This is a genomic window from Nonomuraea antri (genome assembly GCF_013283785.1).
GTDB classification, from domain to species: Bacteria; Actinomycetota; Actinomycetes; order Streptosporangiales; family Streptosporangiaceae; genus Nonomuraea; species Nonomuraea antri.
The window spans coordinates 15,134-32,982 of the sequence record NZ_JABCPZ010000048.1 but is presented as its reverse complement, the minus strand read 5'-3'; the positions used below and the strand labels follow the sequence as shown (position 1 = coordinate 32,982).

Sequence of the window (17,849 nt, the reverse complement as noted above, 5' to 3'; positions counted from 1 at the left end):
ATGCCCTCGTACAACCAACAGTCTGCCGTCACCGTGCTCGGCCTGGGCCCGATGGGTCGCGCCCTGGCCGGCGCCTTCCTGGACGCGGGACTGCGGGTCACCGTCTGGAACCGTACGCCCGGCAGGGACAAGGAGCTGGTCGCGCGGGGTGCGGTCAGCGCGCTGACGGCCGCGGAGGCGGTCGCCGCGAGCCCGCTGAGCGTGCTCTGCGTGGTCAACTACGACGCCGCCGACACCATCGTGCGGCCCGACGCGGTGGCCGCCGCGCTCAAGGGCCGCACGCTGGTGAACCTGACCGCCGACACCCCGGGACGCGCCAGGGACACCGCCGCCTGGGCCGCCGAGCACGGCATCGGCTACCTGGACGGCGCGATCATGACGCCGACCCCCACCATCGGCACCCCGCACGCGGTGTTCCTGCACAGCGGCCCCGAGGACCTCTACCGGGAGCACAGCGCCGTGCTCGACGCGCTCGGCGGCACCCACACCCACCTCGGCCCCGACATCGGCCGGGCCGCCTCGTACGACATCGCCCTGCTCGACCTGTTCTGGACGTCGATGGCCGGCTACGCCCACGCCCTGGCCGTGGCCCGGGCCGAAGGCATCACGGCGGGCGAGCTGGCGCCGTTCGCCAAGGGCATCGCCGCCATCCTGCCGGCCATCATCGACGAGTCCGTCGCGGACGTCGACCAGCGGATCTTCTCCGGCGACGGCAACCCGCTCAGCTCGGCGGTGTCGTCCATGTCGCACATCGTCGACGCGGCGGAGGAGCACGGCATCGACTCGGGCGTGATGCGGGCGGCCGAGGGGCTGGGCCGGCGCGCGATGGGGCGCGGGTTCGGCGCGTCCTCGTTCCTGCGCATCATCGACATTCTCGACCCGGCCCGCGCCGATTCCTGACGCGGACCTCACCTTCGAGGGTGCTCCGTTGCCGGGCCACGCGGTCGGCGGCGTCGGGTCGACGCCGCCTGGCCGGAGATCGGGAACGGCGGTCGCCGGCGGGTGGTAGCGTCGGCGCATGCGCCCGGAAGAGCTGGCCGATCTGGCCCACCTGCGCAGAGCCCGTGACCTGATCGACCGCGCCTACGCCGAGCCGCTCGACGTGCCGGCGATGGCCCAGCACGCGCTCATGTCCCCGGCGCACTTCTCGCGCAGGTTCCGCGCCGCCTACGGCGAGACGCCGTACAGCTATCTCATGACCCGCAGGATCGAGCGGGCGATGGCACTGCTGCGCGCGGGGATGAGCGTGACCGGCGCGTGCATGGCCGTCGGCTGCACCTCGCTCGGCTCGTTCAGCTCGCGCTTCACCGAGCTGGTGGGCGAGACGCCGAGCGCCTACCGGGCGCGTGCGCACCCGGCGGTGACGGCGATGCCCACCTGCGTGGCCAAGGCACGCACCCGGCCGACCAGGAAGGCCGCGGCCACGTCATCGAGCAGGATCGGAGAAGCGGGCCGGGCCGGCGCCGCCTAACGTTGGCGGCATGGACATCGCACTCAAGTATCACCACATCACCGTCAACGACCTCGACGAATCCCTCTCCTTCTACCGCGACGCGCTCGGCCTCGAGGTGCGCAACGACGTGCCGTCCGGGGAGTTCCGGTGGGTCACCCTGGGCAGCCCGGGGCGTCCCGACCCGGAGTTCGTGCTGTCCGTGCCGCACGCCGGGCGTTCCCAGGCCGACGGCGACGCGCTGCAGGAACTGCTGACCAAGGGCGTCCTGCCGATGATCGTCTTCAGCACCGACGACCTCGACGGGACCTTCGAGCGGATCAGCGCGTCCGGGGCCGAGGTGCTGCAGGAGCCCATCGACCAGCCGTGGGGGCCGCGCGACTGCGCCTTCCGCGACCCGTCGGGCAACATGGTGCGCTTCCAGCAGGCGGCCAAGGCCTAGCGGCGCTCGAACCGGGGGTCAGGCGGGCTCGTCCAGGCGTTCGGCCAGCTGCTCCAGGCCGCCCCTGATGAGCCGGCCGTACCCGTCGTCGCCGAGCGCGTCGACGTGGGCCCGCGCCTGCCGCAGGTGCTCACGGGCGCGGTCGAGGTCGCCCAGCTTGCGGTAGCAATCGCCCAGGTTCAGGTGCAGCGACGGATACAGGCCGGCCACCGAGAGCGGCACCCCGGCCTGGGCCACCCGCTCGTCGGTGACGAACGCGGCGGCGGCGAGCGCCCGCAGGTCCCACTGCAGCTCCTGGTGCACGTCGTCCTGCACGTCGGCCATCGAGTGGGCCAGGACGCAGACATGCAGCGGATCGCCCTGCTCGCCACCGATGTCATCCCAGATCTGGGCGAACAGGTCGCGAGCCGCTTCCGGCCGGCCTTGCTGGTGATGCAGCTCCACCGCCTGGCCGATCCTGGCCATCGTCGGGTCGGGGGTGGTCATCGGCGGCTCCTGGGGGCGTGATCGTGCTGTGTGGGGACAGCCCATCATCCCGGATCGACTGGGGCCGGGTGGCGGGGCCGGGGATTGTCGTGCGGTGCTGCTATACGTTCATCACCCGCATGATCCGCCACCGACAGGAATCGCCCGCATGTCTCTCTCCCCTCTCGCGGAGCGACTGTTCCGTCTGCTCCTCGGCGCCGCGAACGACGCCGGCTTCTGGCCCCACGCGCCCCAGCTGTGCGTCGGGCTGGGCACGCCGGCCGACCACGGCACGGACTCCCCGCGATACGTGATCGACGAGCAGATGCTGCGGCGGCTGGCGGGCCCGGCCCGCGATGATCGCGTTGTGCCTGGACGACGACCGGCCGCCGCACGAGCCGTTCGCCGCGCTGGCGGCGGCCGGCCTGGCCGGCATGGACGCCGAGGTGCGCGCCGGGCTCGCCCGGCACTGGGGTCCGATCGCCGTCGCCGAGGCCGACGTGCTGCTCACCTGGGACGTGACGGGACGCGCGGCGTTCGCCGAGGCGCTCAGGGAACCGCCGGAAACCCACCGCGCGGGCGCGCTCGAATGGCTCGAAGGCCGGCCCGGCTACATCGAGTTCAGCCGGGCGGCGCTGGAGCTGGCCGCGGCCAGGGTCGCCGCCATCCACGCCGGCGAGTTCCCGTTCCAGGCCGACAAGGCGTTCGACGAACGGGAGAAGGCGACCCTGGGCCGCGCCGCCAGGCTGGCCCTGCGTCGGGACGAGCCGTGGCTGCCCGAACTGCTCGACGCGCTGGTGCGCGGCCTCGCGGCCGGGCCGACGCCGGGCAAGACGCTGCCGTCCCAGGGGCTGCTGTTCGAGATCGCCCGCGCGACGGAGGAGCACCCGACGCCGGAGGCGATCTCCGCGCTGCGCGCCGCCCGCAGGATCACCCGCCACGCCGGGGCGGCCAAGCAGCTCGACCGCATGTTCAAGCGCATCGAGCCGGCCCTGGGCAACCGGCTGGAGGTGGCGTTCAGGCTGCCCGACGGGCGGCTGCGCCAGGCGGTCGGCGAGCACACGGCGGTGATCTCGACGACCGACGGCGCGGCCGAGCTGACGTGGTGGCACGGTGACAAGAAGCTGAAATCCGTCCCGGCGGCGGTCAGGCGGGAGCACCCCGAGGAGGTCAAGCGGCTGCGCGAGCTGGCCGAGCAGGCCAGGCAGCGGCAGGCCACCCTGATCAGGGCGCTGGAGGCCGGATACACCGCCGAGCCGGCCCCGCCGTACCGGCAGCTGGCCGGCAACCCGGTCACCGATCGGCTCATCTGGGAGTTCGAGGTCTCCCCCGGCGTGTGGCGCGCCGAGCTGGGGATGAACGTGCCGGACGCGCCGGTGCGGCTGTGGCACCCGGCCCGCGCGTCGACGGCGCAGGTGCGCGAGTGGCGCCAGGTCGTGCAGGACAAGGAGCTGCGCCAGCCGTTCAAGCAGGCCTTCCGCGAGATCTACCCGATCACCCCGGCCGAGGAGGCGAGCGGCGCCCACTCGGGCAGGTTCGCCGACCACCTCCTCGACTACCGCAGGCTGCGCGCGCTGTTCAAGCAGCGCGCCTGGCACTCCGACTTCCTCGGCTCCTGGGACGGCGGCCACGACGGCGACGCCTACCGGGTGCTGGCCGCCGGACGCTGGCGGGTGATGCTGGACCACCACCTCTGGGACGAGCACCACGCGCTCACCGGCCAGGTCGCCTTCCAGCGGGCGGCCGGTGCCGGGTGGCGCACGGCGCCGTTGACCGAGGTGCCCGCGCTGGTGTTCAGCGAGGGCATGCGCGACGTCGACCTGTTCGTGGCCGTCGCCTCGATCGCGACCGACCCCAGGGGCGCCGACCGCGAGCCGGGCCGGCTGCGTGACTACTGGTGGTCCGGCTCGTTCGGGACGCTGCCGCCGTCCGCCGAGGTGCGCCGCGACACGCTGGCACGGCTGATCGGGCGCACGGTCATCGCCGACCGGTGCACGGTCACCGACCGTTTCCTGGTGGTCCGGGGTGATCTGCGCACGTACAAGATTCACTTGGGGTCGGCGAACGTCCTGATGGAACCCAACGACGCCTACCTGTGCATCGTCTCCGGGCGCGACGCCCACGCCGGGCTGTTCCTGCCGTTCGAGCCGGACGGGCTGCTGGCGCTCATCCTCAGCAAGGCGTTCCTGCTGGCCGACGACACCGCCATCACCGACCCCTCCATCACCCGCCAGCTCCAGGCGTGAGCGGCGACTCCTGGCCGGTGATGACGGGCAGCCGTTGCACGTCGTTGCCGATGAACGACGGCTGCCTGCGCAGCTCACCGGCCGGGACGGCCAGGCGCAGGTGCGGGAAACGGGCGAACAGGGCGGGGAGCGCGATGGCCGCCTCCAGCCTGGCCAGCGGCGCGCCGAGGCAGAAGTGGATGCCGTGGCCGAAGGCCAGGTGCGCCCGGTCGTGCCGGTCGATGTCGAAACGTCCGGGGTCGGGGTTGACGGCCGGGTCGCGGCCGTGGGCGCCGAACGCGATGAGGATCAGGTCGCCCTTGGCGATGGTGACCCCGTCGTCGAGCGGGATGTCGGCGGCGGCGTAACGCAGCGGCAGGTGCATCACCGGTGAGTGCTGGCGCAGCGTTTCCTCGATGACGTCCGCCCACCGGTCCGGGTCGCGCCGGACGGCGGCGAGCTGGTCGGGGTGGGTCAGCATCGCGGTGACGGCGTGGTCGATGAGGGAGACGGTGGTCTCGCTGCCGGCGCCGATCATGAGGACGAGGGTGCTGATCAGCTCGTCGGCGGTCAGCGGCTCGGGGTCGATGTCGTGATGTTCGGTGGGGTTGTCGGCGGGGCCGGTGTCGGAGGCGGCGACGAGGCGGCTGGTCATGTCGTCGCCCGGGTCGGCCCGTTTGGTGTCGATGAGCCGGCGCATGGCGGCGATCATGTGCTGCTGCGCCTCGGCCGCCTGCTCCTGCGACAGGCTGGTGTCCAGGACGGCGTCGATGGCGGTCAGCATCGCCGGCCGCTGCTCCCGCGGCACCCCGAACAGGTCGCAGATGACCTGGGTCGGGATGCGGTAGGAGTAGCGGGCGCGCAGATCCACCGGCTGCCCGGGCGGCCCGGCGGCCAGTTCGTCGAGCAGGCCGGTGACGATCGCGGTGATCGCCGGCCGCATGGCCTCGATGCGCCGGGCGGTGAACGCCTTGCCGACCAGGTTCTTGAGCCGCTGGTGATCGGCGCCGTCGGCGGTGAGCATGCTGACGACGTCCACCCAGGCGATCAGCCAGCCGATCGCGTACGGCCGGTAGCCAGGCCAGGACTTGCGGGCGTCCTTCGAGACGTGCGGATGCGTCAGCAGCCGCTTGACGACGTCGCCGCGGCTGACCGACCAGGCGACCAGGTCGCCTGGCAGGCGCACCCGGACCGCCGGTCCCGCGGCACGTAACCGGTCGAGCTGCTCGTACAGGTGGACGCCGGTGCGGTCGAGGGTCACGGGTGAGTGCGGGCTCACGGGCACCTCCGGTGGCGGGGGGTCAACGTCCATCCCACAACCGGCCGGGCGTCATTTCAACGGCGCCCGCGAGATCGCCGTCAGGTGAGGCCGAGGTCGCGGCGGGCGCGGGCGTAACGGCGGCCCGGGGTGAGCGAGGCGGCCGCCCACGGCAGGATCTCCGGCATGCGCTTGCCCGCCTCGGCCAGCAGCCCCTGCGCGCGGCGCAGGTGCCCGCCGAAGTAGAAGGCGGCGCCGAACAGATGGGCGGCGTCCGGCGAACGCGGGTGCGGACGCGGCCGGCCGCGCCAGGCGTCGGCCGCCCGGCTCAGCTCCGCCGACACGACCGAGTCGCCGAAGTACGACTCGAGGACTTCCTGGGTGGGACGCTCGGAGTCGTGGTCCTCGCTCCAGGCGATCTCGAAGTGCGCCAGGGCCGGCATGGCGGAGATCGGATCGCCCGGCGGCGCGACGGCCGCGCTGTCCCTGGCGAAGTCGAGCACCTCCTGGTGCGAGCCGCCCCACTTGGCGCACAGGGTCTGGGCGCGGCTGTAGTGCCCGGCGTACAGGTGCGGGTCGCGGGCGGTCAGCTCCGCCCAGATGCCGTCGAGCTCGTCGCGGCCGGCCTGCATGCCGAGCGCGTGCCACTGCAACCGGTCCCACGGGACGGGGTCGTCGGGGAACTCCTTCGCCGCCTGCCGGAGCGGCTCCTCGGCCTGCGCCAGCACGTCCCAGAAGCTGAGGAACCGCTTCGCCCCGACGTACTTGGCGTAGGAACCGCCGCGAATGGCCCACGCCTGCTTGATGCGCGCGGCGCCGAGCCAGAGGAGCGCGTCGGCGTCGTCCTGCGCCAGCCGCGACAGCGCGCCGGTGTGCCCGGCGGCGGCCGTGGCCAGCAGGTCGACGCGCAGCGCCCGCAGCTCGTTGTCGCCGCGGGCCTGCTTGATCAGTTCCAGCCCGGACGGCAACCGCCCCGCCTTCACCCGCGGCAGAGCCTGGTCGAGAGCGGGATCGTGCCATGCCGCGCCGATGCGCATCCCGGAGGTCTTGTCGAGCAGGTCGGCGGCCATGCTGATCACCCTGATCAATGACATTGGTGATCAATACCGCAGATGCCGGCGGGGCGGCAACACGATTGTTCCCGGCCCATCAGTCCTGGCCCGGGTCCGGGAAGGGCGTCAGGCGGGCTGGGCGGCGGACGTGCGGGCCGCCATCCGGCGTTCGAACCAGATCGAGGTGAACGGCGGCACCGCGCAGGCCAGCCCGAGCACCACGGCGCCCCGGCTCCAGCCGGCCTCGCGCGCCGAGAGCACCACGCCGAGCGCGTACAGCACGAACAGCGCCCCGTGGATCGGCCCGAACACCTTCACGCCGAGCTCGCCGGTCTCGGTCACGTACTTGAAGAACATCCCGACCAGCAGCCCCGCCCAGGAGCACGCCTCGGCCACCGCCACAGCTCGAAACCAGCGCAGCACGCTTTCACCCTTTCCCCGATGGTCCGGCCACACTCTACAGGTTGTAGAGCACGGCGGCGTGCGGCACCGGCCCCTCCTCACGCCGTCCGTCAGCCGGCGCGGAGCATCCGGCGCGGCACCGACGGGGCCAGCCGCATCAGGATCGGCAGCAGGCGCGCCTTGCCCACGTAGATCTCCGCGCGGTTCCTGGCCAGCCCCTGGACGATCTCCGCCGCGGCCTGCTCAGGACTGATCTTCCCGCTGCCGCGTCCGCGCGTCATGTCGGTGTCCACCAGGGGCAGCACGGCCTCGACCGCCTGAATCCGCGCGCCCGACTCCTGGAACTGGTACCGCAGCGCCCGCGTGTACGTCGACAGCGCCGCCTTGGTCGCGCAGTACACCGGGGCGGCCCGCTTGGGCGCGACGGCGAGGCTGGAGCCGATGTTGACCACCGCGGCCCGATCCGCCGCCCGCAGCAGCGGCAGCGCCTCCAGGGTGAGCAGCACCGGAGCGGCCAGATTCGTCTCGATCTCGTCGGACACCGACCGCAGCGTCGCCGGCTCCGGCCCGGCCAGGTGGTCGGTCTCGATCTGCACGGCGGCGTTGTTGACCAGCAGGTCCAGGCCGCCCCACTCCTGCTCGATCGCCGACACCAGGTGGGCGCGGTCGTCCGGGTCGGTGACGTCGCAGCGCACCGTGAGCACGTCCGGGCCGAGCGCGTAGCGGGCGCGGGCCAGCCGGTGGGAGTCGCGCCCGCACAGCGCCACCCGCGAGCAGCCGTGCCGCCGCAGCTCGGCGGCCAGGGCGAGGCCCACGCCGGTGCTGCCGCCGGTGACGAGGGCGCGGTCATAGGGCAGGTTCATGATCGATCTCCGCATGGGTGATGACGGTCCGGTACCGGCCAGGGCTGGTGCCGGACCGCCGGGCGAACTCGCGCGAGAAGTGGGGGCCGTCGGCGTACCCGGCCAGGAAGCCGACCGTCGACAACGGCACTGCGGCGTCGGCGAGCAGCGCCGAGGCCCGCATGACGCGGGCGGTGGCGATCGTCGTGGAGAACGAGCCGCCTTCCTCGCGCAGCCGTCGTTGCAGGGTGCGGGCGGACGTGCCGGTGGCCGCGGCGAGCTCGCCGAGCGTCCATCGCCTGGTGGGGTCGGTGAGGATGCGGCGCAGCACGGCCTCGGTCACCGTGCCGCGCCCGGCGGGGGGTGGTTCCGGTTCGGTGGGCGTCTGGCGGGGCGCTCCCTGGGTCCAGGTCAGGCGGAACCGGTCGACCGGGCCCGGAGGCACGCGAGGGGCAACGAGACGGCCGCCGTCGAGCAACGTGGTCGTGACGGGCGGCATGGCTTTGTGGGCCAGGCTCAGCCGGACGGTCGTGCAGCCCTGCGCCGAGAGCAGGCCCGCCAGCACCCCGGCCACGAGCAGGCTCTCGTGCCTGACAGGCGGCGGACCGGCCGGCGCCGTGTGGTGCACGACGACGCCGTCGGTGGTTCGCGCCGTTTCCGCGCTTCCGGTGGGTTCCGCTGTCTGCGTGGTGATGATTGTGCGGTGCCGGGAGTGCACGTAGCGTTCCAGCCGCCGCCACCTGGCCAGGCACTCGCCAGGGGTGGGCGCGGACGCCAGTGCGTGGCCCAGCGCGTCGAACGGCCCGCCGATGGCCGCCTGCCCGGCAAGCACCAGCTCACCCTCGCCGTACGCCTCGGCGACGGCGGCGAGCAGCCGCCGCTTGGCGCTCAGCGACACCCGCGTCCCGTCGCGGCCCGCCACTCCCCCGCCCCCATCCAGGACGGACGCCTCGAACGGCAGCGGCAGCCCGCGACGCCGCAGCGACGCCGCGACCAGCGACACCATCGCCGCCGCCGAGTATCCCTCGTCCATCCCCGCTCACCTCCGCCTCGAGCGTAGAGACCGGCACCGGACGATGTCGTGAACGATCGCGCCATTCCCGCCGACGTCACGAAGCCGAGACGCGGCGGGCGATCTCGGCCTGATGGCGTGCCTGCTCATCCGCCGCGTACGACCTCATCCTCCGCGTACGACCGGAGACCCCCGGACAGCCACCGGCCCGGCGCCTGCCGCGGACGCCGGGCCGGTGGGACCTGTGCGGATACGTCAGGCGTCGACCTCGCAGGAGTTCTCCGCCTCGGCGTCGCAGACGTCGGTGCCCGCCCCGCCGAAGACCTGGTCGAAGCCGCCGTCGTTGCCCAGCAGGATGTCGCTGCCGCCGTTGCCCTCGATCAGGTCGTTGTCCCCGTCGCCGCTGACGAAGTCCCGGACGGAACCGCCCTCGAAGACGTCACCGCCGGGACCGAGGAACACCCTGGACGTCAGCGCGGTGTTGTTGATCACCGTGTCGGCGCCGCCTTGCGAGTTCACCAGGATGTTGGTGATCCCCGTGCTGTTGCACTTGACGGTCCTGACGTCCACGTTGGTGCAGGTGAAGCTGCCCGCCTTGATGGTGTCGTTGAAGTTGCGCACCACCAGGGCGCCGTTCTCCACGTTGATGGTGATGTGATCACCGACGTTGCCGGCGTTGACGGACAACTTGCCGCCGGTCGCCGTCACGTTGGTGAGTGCCTGCGCCGGCGTGGCGCTGAACGCCGCCGCCGAGATGGCCAGCAGCACCCCCGTGGCGAGGGCGCGGAAGCTGGTCCTGCGCGCAATGCTGAGATTCACGTGTCTCCCCGTTTGTCTTGGGCCCCCCGGCTCCGGGGAATTACATCCCGCCCTGCCGCAGGAGGAACACGTCCAAATACGCGCTGGTTCGCGGTCGATGTCGGTGGACAGGATTTCGTCCGGGACAGCGGTCAGCGAGCCTTCCAGTCGGCGGCGGTGAGCCGGTACAGCACGTGCCTGCGCAGCCGGTGGCCGGGCGGCAGCACGGGATGGTCGAAGTCGCCGGCCGCGTCGTGGGTCATGCCGAGGCGTCGCATGACGGCGCTGGAGCGGGTGTTGACCGTGGCCGTGAACGAGACCACCTCGTCCAGGCCGAGCCGGTCGAAGGCGAAGGCGAGCGCCGCCGTGGCCGCCTCCGTCGCGTAGCCGTGGCCCCAGGCCGACCGGCTCAGCCGCCAGGCGATCTCCGTCGCCGGGAGGAAGGGCGCGTCGAAGGTGGGCCGGTGCAGGCCGGTGAAGCCGATGAACTCGCCGGTGTCCAGCCGTTCCAGCGCCCAGCGTCCCCAGCCCTGGCGGGTGATCAGGCCGTCGCTGGCGTCGGCGAACGCGTCGCTCTGCGCGCGGGTGAGCGTGGCGGGGAAGTGCGCCATGACCTCGGGGTCGGCGTTGAGCGCCGCGAACGGCTCGCGGTCGGCGGGCCGCCAGGGCCGCAGCAGGAGCCGGTCGGTACGCAGGGTGCTGTCGATCACCGGCGCCATCCTATGCCGCGCACGTCCGCCCGGTTCCTTGCCACCGTGCGCCGACCGTCTCCGCGACTGCAGATTTCCTGCAGCCGTTCCGCACACCTCACCTGTGATCTTTGACGTGGACGTGCGCGTGTCCTGCCCCACTCGTCGGGCTCGGAAGCAACAGGAGGATCGCATGATGGCCGAACATCGAGGAAGATCCATACGACACAGGCTCCGCGCGCTCGCCGCCGGGGCTCTTGTCTGCATGCTCGTCGTGACCGGCGTCGCCTGGGCCGCCTACACCGACAACATGGTCCCCACCGCCAATTACAGCCGCGCCTGCGCCGAGGGCAGCGCGAACGGCGGCGTGGTCTGCCGGACGGACAACGCCGCCGTCTACTACTACATGGACAGCGGCAACCTCGACGGCTACGACAACGCGCTCGAAGCGGTCGACAAGGACATCGTCAGGAACATGCTGGCCAGCCAGTACGCGCCCACCGACCTGACGATCCACTACGACTCGACGCCCGTCTGGACGGGCAGCGCCGAGACGGACATCTACTACGAGGAGTATCCCGTGCCCGGCGACTACATAGGCATGAACTGGTGCAACGACTCCAGTCCGGCCCCGAGGCACGTCTGTGACCAGCAGTACATACGCATCGAAGGCGGCGGCACCTACAGCCTCGGGGTCAGCTGTCACGAGACCGGGCACGCCGTCGGGCTCACCCACGGCGACATCGCCTCTCCTCGCCGCGCACGGAATGACCCCCAGCTCGGGTGCCTGCAGGACCCGGTGGGCCGATCGGTCACCCTCGGCAGCAACAACAGAGAGCACATCAACGCCACCTACTGAGCCGGAAAGGACCACCCGTGAAACGCACCGCCTTCCTCGCCGCGCTCGGCGCCGTCGCCATGGCCGTCACCGCCTGCGCCGGCACCTCCTCGGCGCGTGAAGATCTCATCATCGCCCACGGCAGCGACCGCAGGCCCAACCAGACCGCCTCCGACTGGGTCACCTACGCCGACCACGTCGTCGCCGTCACTCCCACCGCCGCCACCGAGCTCGACCCCGGACGCGCCGCCCGCGAACGCGGCGAAGGGCTCATCCTGCGCCGGCTGGAATTGCGCGTCGACAATGTCCTGTGGTCACGCCCCGGCGTCGCCCAGCCCGCACCCCGGAGCTTCCCCTGGCTCGCCCACGGCTGGCAGTTCACCGAAGGTGACCTCGCCCACCGGAGCAAGATGGCCGGCGAGGGCGCCCCTCGCATGGAGCTGGGCCACAGCTACATCATGGCCATCGCCTGGGAGCCCGAACGCTGCTCTCCCGGCGACCACGTCCCCGCCCAGTGGCGCGGGCTCGGCGCCGACTCTACCCTCCCCTACGACGCCGGCGTCATCGGCAACGGCGAGACGGAAGGCCGCGTGCAGAGCGCCGCGGAGGCGCTCGCCGCCGCCGTCCCCGACGGCCTCGCCCCCAGCCTCGAGGACCAGATGACAGGCCGGGACGCGAACGCGCTCACCACAGCGCTGACCACGGCCCAGCCGGCCGTGAAACAGGAGTTCGGCCCGGCGGCCACGAGCCTCACCGCCTGCTCGTGAGTCCCAGGCCCGCTCCTCGGGCGCAGCAGCGGCGAGCCGCCGGAACGGCCGGGCCGCGCGCTTGATCCACCGCGCGAGGGTGTGGCGGTACGGCCGCCTCGCCCTCGCGCCCCGCCGATCCTCGGCCGCGCCGGTGCCGGCTCAGAAGGTGGCGATCGGGTTGACCGGGCTGCCCGACGTGCCGGCGAAGCGGACCGGCGCGACCGCGAGCTGGAAGTCCCACTGGCCGAGCTCGGCGGCCGTCGCCGCGCACGCCTCCAGGTCGCAGTTGTCGAGCATCCACAGCCCCATCGCGACCAGGCTCACGGCGTGAACCGGCATCAGCACGGCGTCGTACCCCGACGGCTGGACGTCCTGCGGGGTGTCGGCGCCGATCAGCGCGACCTCGCGTTCGTGCAGCCACGGCAGGCAGGACGCGTGCCACCCGGCCTGCGTGTGGCCGCCGGACGGGCCGCGCTCGTGCCGGACGCGGCCGTGGCCGGTCCGCAGGAGCACCGCGTCGCCGGACCGCACCCGCACCCCCTGGCGGCGCTCGGCCTCCTCCAGGTCGTCGGGGAACACGCCCTCCCCCGGTTCCAGCCACGGCACCCCGCGCGCGCTCGCGACGTCCAGCAGGACGCCGCGCGTGACGATCCCGTTCGCCGCCGCCGTGACGGCGCCCCACGCCGATCCCGTCGCGGCGTCGACCAGCGTGTGCGACCGCCCGTTGTACATCGTGCCGTCCCAGAAGATGTGGCACGGCGAGTCGATGTGGGTGAGGCTGTTGCCGTGGAAAGTGAGGCCGAGGCGCTCGGTGGAGAAGCCCCAGCGGCGGTCGTGGCGGAATCCGGGCGCCGGCATGTTCTCGGCGCCGGGCATGTCGGCGGCGCACGGGCAACTCGTCGTCGACCGCTCCATGTCGCCGGGGACGGCGACCTCCCACGCGCACGACACGCTCCTGCCGTGGCGCACGGCCCGCGCCGCCGCCAGCCGGACGTCGTCAGTGACGAGGTTCAACGTGCCGAGCTCGTCGTCGTCGCCCCACCGGCCCCAGTTCGACAGCGTGTCGAAGTAGCCGAGCACGTCGTCCTGCGTGGGCATCGGCCGCTCTGCCGTCATGTCGGCATCGACTCCTCCGGTCATGTGGTTCGAGGCACCGCAGGCAGGCTATCCCGCGCACTCCTCGGCACACCGGCATTCGCGATCGACGGGATCGGCGGCAGGGCATGCTGGTGACGATGGCGAGCGCGGCGAAACGGGCCGGGCGCGCGAACGAGGACTTCACCGGCGCCGTCCCCGCGGCCGCGGTGCTGCTCGACGGCGCCGGCATCCCTGGCGCGGAAGCGGTCTGCCGGCACGGCGTGGCCTGGTACGCCACCCGACTCGGCGGCGTCCTTCTCGGGCTGCTGGCCGGTGTGCCGGACCGCGGCCTGCCCGAACTGCTCGCCACGGCCATCGAGCGGGTGACGGACGATCACCGCGACACCTGCGATGTCGCCGACCCGATCAGCCCGTCGGCGACCGTGGCCATGCTGCGGCTGTTCGGCGGCTTCGCCGAGTATCTGGTGCTCGGCGACACGGTCGTCGTGCTCGGCGGAGCCGGTGACACGCCGCTGGTCGTCGCCGACCCCCGTGAGGTGATCATCAGCCGGTCGTACCTGCCCGCGCTCGAGGCCGCCGTCCAGGGTGGCGACGAGTATCGCCGGGTCCTGGCCGACCTGCGCGCCCACCGTAACCGGCCGGGCGGCTTCTGGCTGGCCAAGGACGACCCGCGGGCGGCGGACGAGGCGATCACCGGCCGCCGTCCGATCTCCGGCCTGGCCGGCGCCGCCCTGCTCAGCAACGGGGCAGGCCGGGTCGTGGACCGGTTCGGGCTGCTCGACTGGCCGGGGGTCATGGCCGTCCTGGCGTCGAGCGGTCCCGCCGAGATCATCGAGCGGGTCCGGCAGGCGGAGGCGCGCCACGCGGTGGCGGCCGACGACGCGACCATCACCTACTGCACCGGCCTCGGCCCGGCCTGACCGCACGACGGCGACGCCCGAGATCCTGGCCAAGGGCATTCCGCTGGGTCCGGTCAGCCGAGCAGTGACTCCAGCAGGCCGCCCACGACGGGCAGGCGGCGTCCGGTGCGTTCCTCGTAACGGTCGGCGGTGTGGGCGAGCGCGGAACCCGCGTTGATCCCGAGCCAGCGCAGCGGCTCGGGCGGCCAGTGCCGTGGCCGCGCGCCGACCCAGCACAGGCGGGTCTCCGGCCCGTCGATCCCGGCGATGAGCTGGGCCAGCGTGCGACCGGCCAGGTTGGTGAGCGCGACCCCGTCGCCGCCGTAGCCGCCGGCCCAGGCCAGGCCCTCGTCCCGGTCGAAGCCGACGTACGGGGTGAAGTCGAAGGTGGCCGCCAGCGGCCCGCCCCACCGGTGGGTGATCAGCGGCCCGCCCCACCGGTGGGTGATCAGCGGCCCGGGCAGGCCGGGGAAGAGGGTCAGCAGCGTCTCGGTCAGCCGCCGCCAGACGGCCGGGGCCTGCTCGCGGGCGGGCGAGACCCTGGACCGCCACGGGTAGCCGACGCCGCGCCCGCCGAGCGCGATGCGGTCGTCGGCGGTGCGCTGCAGGTAGGTGAAGTGCGCGCACAGGTCGGCGACCGCCGCGCGGTCGCGCCAGCCCGCCTGCCGCCAGAACGACTCGGGCAGCGGCGCGGTCGCGATCATGTACGAGTAGAACGGCGCCAGCGCCCGGCCCGCCCCCGGCAGCGACGCGGTGAACCCCTCGGTGGCCCGGACCACCACCCCGGCCCGGACGTCGCCCCGCCCGGTGCGCACCAGGCCGGGCAGGATGCGCTCCACCCGGGTGCGTTCGCGCAGCACGGCGCCGTGCCGTTCGGCGGCCTCGGCCAGGCCCCGGGCCAGCCGCGCCGGATCGAGCACCGCGCAGTGCGGGCTGTAGGCGGAGCCGAGGACACCGGCGGCGTCCAGGTGCTCGGCGGTGCGCGCGGCGTCGAGCAGCCGGAAGTGATCGTCGCCGAACCCGAAACGCTCCCGCACCGCCTTGGCGCGGCGCAGCCGGTCGAGCTGGGCCGGGGTGCGGGCGAGCACCCGGACGCCGCCCCTGCTCAGGCCGCAGTCGATGCCTTCTTCCCGCGTCACGCGCGCCACCTCGTCGAGCGTGTCGACGGCGGCGAGCTGCAGATCGACGGCGGCCTGCCGGCCGTGCCTGCGGGCGAGGCCGGTGAGCCCGGACGGCAGCTCGGCCGAGCACCAGCCGCCGTTCCTGCCGGACGCGCCGAACCCGGCGGTCTCGGCCTCCAGGACGATCACGGACCGCCCGGGGTCGAGCTTGCGCAGGTAGTAGGCCGTCCACAGGCCGGTGAACCCGGCTCCGACGATGACGACGTCCGCCTCCGCGGGCCCGTCGAGCGCGTGACGTGGCTCGATCGCGGGCAGCCCGTCGAGCCACAGCCCCGGCATCCTCTTTTGCATGACGGTCATTATGATAATGCCCGTCATGGAAAATCAAGGACGGGTGAGGCCGATGACCCAGCAGGAGAGAGCCAAGCGCCCGGTGGGCCGGCCGGCCCAGCCGGGCAGGCGGGCCGAGATCCTCGACGCCGCGGTCAAGGTCGTGGCCGAACGCGGCCTCGACACGCTCACCCTGGGCCAGCTCGCGCAGGCGCTCGGCTTCAGCACCTACACGCTGACCTACCACTTCGGCTCGAAGGACCAGCTGCTCGCGGCCGTGGTCGAGCACGTGGAGACCACGTTGCGGGCGGAGCTCGCCGCGCTGGCTGGCGAGCCCGGGCAGAGCCTGCCCGACCTGCTGCGCCGCTACCTGGCCGCGCTCGGCGAGCCCGAGGCCCGCTCCTACCTGCGGCTGTGGCTGGAGCTGACCGTGCTGGCCGGCCGCCATCCCGACCGGTTCCCCGGCTTCTACGAGCGGGCCGTCGACGGCTGGCGGGCGCTGGCCGCCGGTGTCCTGCGCGAGCGTACGGGCTCGGAGGCGCTGGCCACGCTGCTGGTGGCCACGGTGACGGGGCTGGAGATCGAATACCTGCTGAACCCCGACAGATCACGCCTCGACCAGGCGGTCGACCTGCTCATCGACCTGCTGAGCGCGCTGGAGTCGTCCAGGATTGACCTCAAGCGCGGTTGAGTTCCTAGCGTTGCCGGTGAGGAAAGGAGCTCGACGATGACGACACTTGTCACGGGCGCCACCGGGAACACCGGGCGTCATGTGGTCGCGGAACTGGTGCGGCGCGGGGAGCGCGTCAGGGCGCTGACCCGCGATCCGATCGCGGCGGCGCGGCGGCTGCCGTCCGGGGTGGAGCTGGTGAGCGGCACGCACAACGAGCCGGACACGCTGGGCGCCGCGCTCGACGGCGTCGACCGCCTGCACGTCACGGTGACCTCAGGGCTGGCCGAGGTCGGCCCCGACCTGGTGAAACGGGCGGTGGACGCGGGCGTGCGGCGCATCACGGTGGTGTGGGGCGGCGCGGTGGGCCCGGTCGAGCAGGCCGTGGCGGCCTCCGGCGTGGAGTGGACCAGGCTGGAGCCGCAGGAGTTCATGTCGAACACGCTGACCTGGGCCGGCACGATCGTGGCCGAGGGGGTGGTGCGCGAGCCGTACGACTTCCCCAGCGCGCTGGTGCACGAGGCCGACATCGGCGCCGTGGCGGCCGTCGCGCTGCTCGACGACGGGCACTCCGGGCAGGTCTACAACCTGACCGGGCCCGCGCCGCTGACCCCGAGCGAGCGGATCGCGATCCTGTCCGAGGTGGCCGGCCGCGACATCGTCCTCGAGCGGATCACGCACGAGCAGGCCGTCGAACGGCTGATGTCCACCGGGGTGTCGCGGGCGGACGCCGACTACGTCATCGGCTGGTACGCCGCGCCCACGGCCGACTCCACCACCGTGGACCCGACCGTCGAACGGGTGCTCGGCCGCCCGGCGCGCACGTTCGAGCAGTGGGCCGCCGAACACGCGGCGCGGTTCAGGCCCGCGTAGCGCCCGTCGACGCCGAGCCCCGTGGACCGGTTCGAGATCGGCGCAGGACCTCCATGCACAGCAGGCCGTACATACGACAGTAGTCGAGCTCGGATGGCGGCCTGAGTTAAAGATGAGTTCAGCAAATCCGGTTAGCTTCTCTTAAACCCTCGTCCAGCATGCTGCGGGGCATGGCGAACATGAAGATTGCCCTGAAGGGAGCAGCCCTCCTGGCTGCCTCACTGGTGCTCGTCTCATGCGGCGACGGCCCCGGGGCGCGGGGAAACTCCGGTGATCAGGCGAAGTACGCGGCGTGCCTGCGGGATCAGGGTCTCACCGTCACGGAGCGGAGCGACGGGCTGGACATCAAGGCGGACTCCCCGGAGAAGAGCAACGCGGCCAAGTCGGCCTGCAAGCAGTACGCCCCGGCCGGTGAGGAGATGTCGCCCGAGGACAAGAAGCAGGCGATGGACACCGCGCTCAAGTACGTCGCGTGCATGCGCGAGGCGGGAGTCGACATGCCGGACCCGAAGCAGGATCCCGACGGCGGTGTCGCCGTGAAGCTGCCGGACGGGATGACCGAGGACACGCCGGTGGTTCAGCAGGCGCAGCAGGCGTGCAAGGAGCAGGCTCCCGGGAACTCCGAGTGAGGCGCAC

The 17,849-nt window shown here is 72.8% G+C and carries 20 protein-coding genes; 10 read left to right on the top strand and 10 right to left on the bottom strand.

Annotated elements, in window-relative coordinates; all coding sequences use genetic code 11:
* From HII36_RS18170 to HII36_RS18160, 3 genes are all read left to right on the top strand, one after another.
* Positions 1-900: an NAD(P)-dependent oxidoreductase gene (locus tag HII36_RS18170; protein ID WP_173524390.1), complete on the top strand. Its 900-nt coding sequence runs from the start codon at positions 1-3 to the stop codon at positions 898-900.
* A 118-nt stretch (positions 901-1,018) separates the two neighbouring features.
* Complete coding sequence (locus HII36_RS18165; RefSeq protein WP_173524389.1) at positions 1,019-1,471, top strand: helix-turn-helix transcriptional regulator; 453 nt, start codon at positions 1,019-1,021, stop codon at positions 1,469-1,471.
* Between the two features lie 10 nt (positions 1,472-1,481).
* Positions 1,482-1,892, top strand: coding sequence for a VOC family protein (locus HII36_RS18160; protein ID WP_173524388.1), 411 nt, complete (start codon positions 1,482-1,484; stop codon positions 1,890-1,892).
* Between the two features lie 18 nt (positions 1,893-1,910).
* Here HII36_RS18160 and HII36_RS18155 read toward each other — a convergent pair whose 3' ends face one another.
* A complete protein-coding gene (locus tag HII36_RS18155; RefSeq protein ID WP_173524387.1) occupies positions 1,911-2,378 on the bottom strand; it encodes a tetratricopeptide repeat protein in 468 nt (155 codons plus the stop codon).
* A gap of 335 nt (positions 2,379-2,713) precedes the next feature.
* Here HII36_RS18155 and HII36_RS18150 point away from each other — a divergent pair, with 335 nt between their 5' ends.
* On the top strand, positions 2,714-4,603 hold the full coding sequence (locus tag HII36_RS18150) for a DUF4132 domain-containing protein (RefSeq protein ID WP_173524386.1): 1,890 nt from the start codon (positions 2,714-2,716) through the stop codon (positions 4,601-4,603).
* On the opposite strand, the gene HII36_RS18145 is transcribed toward HII36_RS18150, so the two are convergent.
* The 7 genes from HII36_RS18145 to HII36_RS18115 all read right to left on the bottom strand — a co-directional run bounded on the left by HII36_RS18145 (position 4,581) and on the right by HII36_RS18115 (position 10,656).
* Entirely contained in the window at positions 4,581-5,861 is a 1,281-nt protein-coding gene (locus HII36_RS18145) for a cytochrome P450 family protein (protein WP_328807765.1), read from the bottom strand. The genes HII36_RS18150 and HII36_RS18145 overlap by 23 nt on opposite strands.
* 80 nt (positions 5,862-5,941) lie before the next feature.
* Positions 5,942-6,934 (bottom strand): hypothetical protein, encoded by a 993-nt coding sequence (locus tag HII36_RS18140; protein ID WP_173524384.1) that lies wholly within the window; start codon positions 6,932-6,934, stop codon positions 5,942-5,944.
* Between the two features lie 84 nt (positions 6,935-7,018).
* The gene (locus tag HII36_RS18135; RefSeq protein WP_173524383.1) at positions 7,019-7,315 is read right to left on the bottom strand and encodes a DUF3817 domain-containing protein; all 297 of its coding nucleotides are present in this window, start codon (positions 7,313-7,315) and stop codon (positions 7,019-7,021) included.
* An 89-nt stretch (positions 7,316-7,404) separates the two neighbouring features.
* Entirely contained in the window at positions 7,405-8,157 is a 753-nt protein-coding gene (locus HII36_RS18130) for an SDR family NAD(P)-dependent oxidoreductase (protein ID WP_173524382.1), read from the bottom strand.
* The gene (locus HII36_RS18125; RefSeq protein WP_173524381.1) at positions 8,141-9,169 is read right to left on the bottom strand and encodes a helix-turn-helix transcriptional regulator; all 1,029 of its coding nucleotides are present in this window, start codon (positions 9,167-9,169) and stop codon (positions 8,141-8,143) included. The genes HII36_RS18130 and HII36_RS18125 overlap by 17 nt, the downstream gene beginning before the upstream one ends.
* Positions 9,170-9,403: 234 nt before the next feature.
* Complete coding sequence (locus HII36_RS18120) at positions 9,404-9,967, bottom strand: hypothetical protein (RefSeq protein ID WP_173524380.1); 564 nt, start codon at positions 9,965-9,967, stop codon at positions 9,404-9,406.
* A 131-nt stretch (positions 9,968-10,098) separates the two neighbouring features.
* The gene (locus HII36_RS18115) at positions 10,099-10,656 is read right to left on the bottom strand and encodes a GNAT family N-acetyltransferase (protein ID WP_407940806.1); all 558 of its coding nucleotides are present in this window, start codon (positions 10,654-10,656) and stop codon (positions 10,099-10,101) included.
* 244 nt (positions 10,657-10,900) lie between these two features.
* On the opposite strand from HII36_RS18115, the gene HII36_RS18110 reads away from it, so the two are divergent.
* Both HII36_RS18110 and HII36_RS18105 read left to right on the top strand, forming a co-directional pair.
* On the top strand, positions 10,901-11,494 hold the full coding sequence (locus tag HII36_RS18110) for a matrixin family metalloprotease (RefSeq protein ID WP_173524378.1): 594 nt from the start codon (positions 10,901-10,903) through the stop codon (positions 11,492-11,494).
* Positions 11,495-11,511: 17 nt separating this feature from the next.
* On the top strand, positions 11,512-12,240 hold the full coding sequence (locus HII36_RS18105) for a hypothetical protein (RefSeq protein WP_173524377.1): 729 nt from the start codon (positions 11,512-11,514) through the stop codon (positions 12,238-12,240).
* A gap of 141 nt (positions 12,241-12,381) precedes the next feature.
* Here HII36_RS18105 and HII36_RS18100 read toward each other — a convergent pair whose 3' ends face one another.
* Positions 12,382-13,338 (bottom strand): cyclase family protein, encoded by a 957-nt coding sequence (locus HII36_RS18100; protein WP_236003614.1) that lies wholly within the window; start codon positions 13,336-13,338, stop codon positions 12,382-12,384.
* A 119-nt stretch (positions 13,339-13,457) separates the two neighbouring features.
* On the opposite strand from HII36_RS18100, the gene HII36_RS18095 reads away from it, so the two are divergent.
* Positions 13,458-14,240 (top strand): hypothetical protein, encoded by a 783-nt coding sequence (locus HII36_RS18095; RefSeq protein WP_173524376.1) that lies wholly within the window; start codon positions 13,458-13,460, stop codon positions 14,238-14,240.
* Positions 14,241-14,293: 53 nt separating this feature from the next.
* Here HII36_RS18095 and HII36_RS18090 read toward each other — a convergent pair whose 3' ends face one another.
* Entirely contained in the window at positions 14,294-15,691 is a 1,398-nt protein-coding gene (locus tag HII36_RS18090) for an NAD(P)/FAD-dependent oxidoreductase (RefSeq protein ID WP_173524375.1), read from the bottom strand.
* A 52-nt stretch (positions 15,692-15,743) separates the two neighbouring features.
* Here HII36_RS18090 and HII36_RS18085 point away from each other — a divergent pair, with 52 nt between their 5' ends.
* From HII36_RS18085 to HII36_RS18075, 3 genes are all read left to right on the top strand, one after another.
* Positions 15,744-16,361, top strand: coding sequence for a TetR/AcrR family transcriptional regulator (locus HII36_RS18085; RefSeq protein ID WP_173524374.1), 618 nt, complete (start codon positions 15,744-15,746; stop codon positions 16,359-16,361).
* A gap of 36 nt (positions 16,362-16,397) precedes the next feature.
* Positions 16,398-17,213, top strand: a complete 816-nt coding sequence (locus HII36_RS18080; protein WP_173524373.1) for an NmrA family NAD(P)-binding protein — start codon at positions 16,398-16,400, stop codon at positions 17,211-17,213.
* Positions 17,214-17,383: 170 nt separating this feature from the next.
* Positions 17,384-17,842, top strand: a complete 459-nt coding sequence (locus HII36_RS18075) for a hypothetical protein (RefSeq protein ID WP_173524372.1) — start codon at positions 17,384-17,386, stop codon at positions 17,840-17,842.
* The last annotated feature ends 7 nt before the right edge of the window (positions 17,843-17,849 follow it).

Bases quoted from the DNA above. Each gene is read 5' to 3' on its own strand.
- HII36_RS18170 (WP_173524390.1), top strand. From the start codon at position 1: ATGCCCTCGTACAACCAACAGTCTGCCGTCACCGTGCTCGGCCTGGGC.
- HII36_RS18165 (WP_173524389.1), top strand. From the start codon at position 1,019: ATGCGCCCGGAAGAGCTGGCCGATCTGGCCCACCTGCGCAGAGCCCGT.
- HII36_RS18160 (WP_173524388.1), top strand. From the start codon at position 1,482: ATGGACATCGCACTCAAGTATCACCACATCACCGTCAACGACCTCGAC.
- HII36_RS18155 (WP_173524387.1), bottom strand. From the start codon at position 2,378: ATGACCACCCCCGACCCGACGATGGCCAGGATCGGCCAGGCGGTGGAG.
- HII36_RS18150 (WP_173524386.1), top strand. From the start codon at position 2,714: ATGATCGCGTTGTGCCTGGACGACGACCGGCCGCCGCACGAGCCGTTC.
- HII36_RS18140 (WP_173524384.1), bottom strand. From the start codon at position 6,934: ATGTCATTGATCAGGGTGATCAGCATGGCCGCCGACCTGCTCGACAAG.
- HII36_RS18130 (WP_173524382.1), bottom strand. From the start codon at position 8,157: ATGAACCTGCCCTATGACCGCGCCCTCGTCACCGGCGGCAGCACCGGC.
- HII36_RS18125 (WP_173524381.1), bottom strand. From the start codon at position 9,169: ATGGACGAGGGATACTCGGCGGCGGCGATGGTGTCGCTGGTCGCGGCG.
- HII36_RS18110 (WP_173524378.1), top strand. From the start codon at position 10,901: ATGCTCGTCGTGACCGGCGTCGCCTGGGCCGCCTACACCGACAACATG.
- HII36_RS18100 (WP_236003614.1), bottom strand. From the start codon at position 13,338: ATGACGGCAGAGCGGCCGATGCCCACGCAGGACGACGTGCTCGGCTAC.
- HII36_RS18095 (WP_173524376.1), top strand. From the start codon at position 13,458: ATGGCGAGCGCGGCGAAACGGGCCGGGCGCGCGAACGAGGACTTCACC.
- HII36_RS18090 (WP_173524375.1), bottom strand. From the start codon at position 15,691: ATGCAAAAGAGGATGCCGGGGCTGTGGCTCGACGGGCTGCCCGCGATC.
- HII36_RS18085 (WP_173524374.1), top strand. From the start codon at position 15,744: ATGACCCAGCAGGAGAGAGCCAAGCGCCCGGTGGGCCGGCCGGCCCAG.
- HII36_RS18080 (WP_173524373.1), top strand. From the start codon at position 16,398: ATGACGACACTTGTCACGGGCGCCACCGGGAACACCGGGCGTCATGTG.
- HII36_RS18075 (WP_173524372.1), top strand. From the start codon at position 17,384: ATGGCGAACATGAAGATTGCCCTGAAGGGAGCAGCCCTCCTGGCTGCC.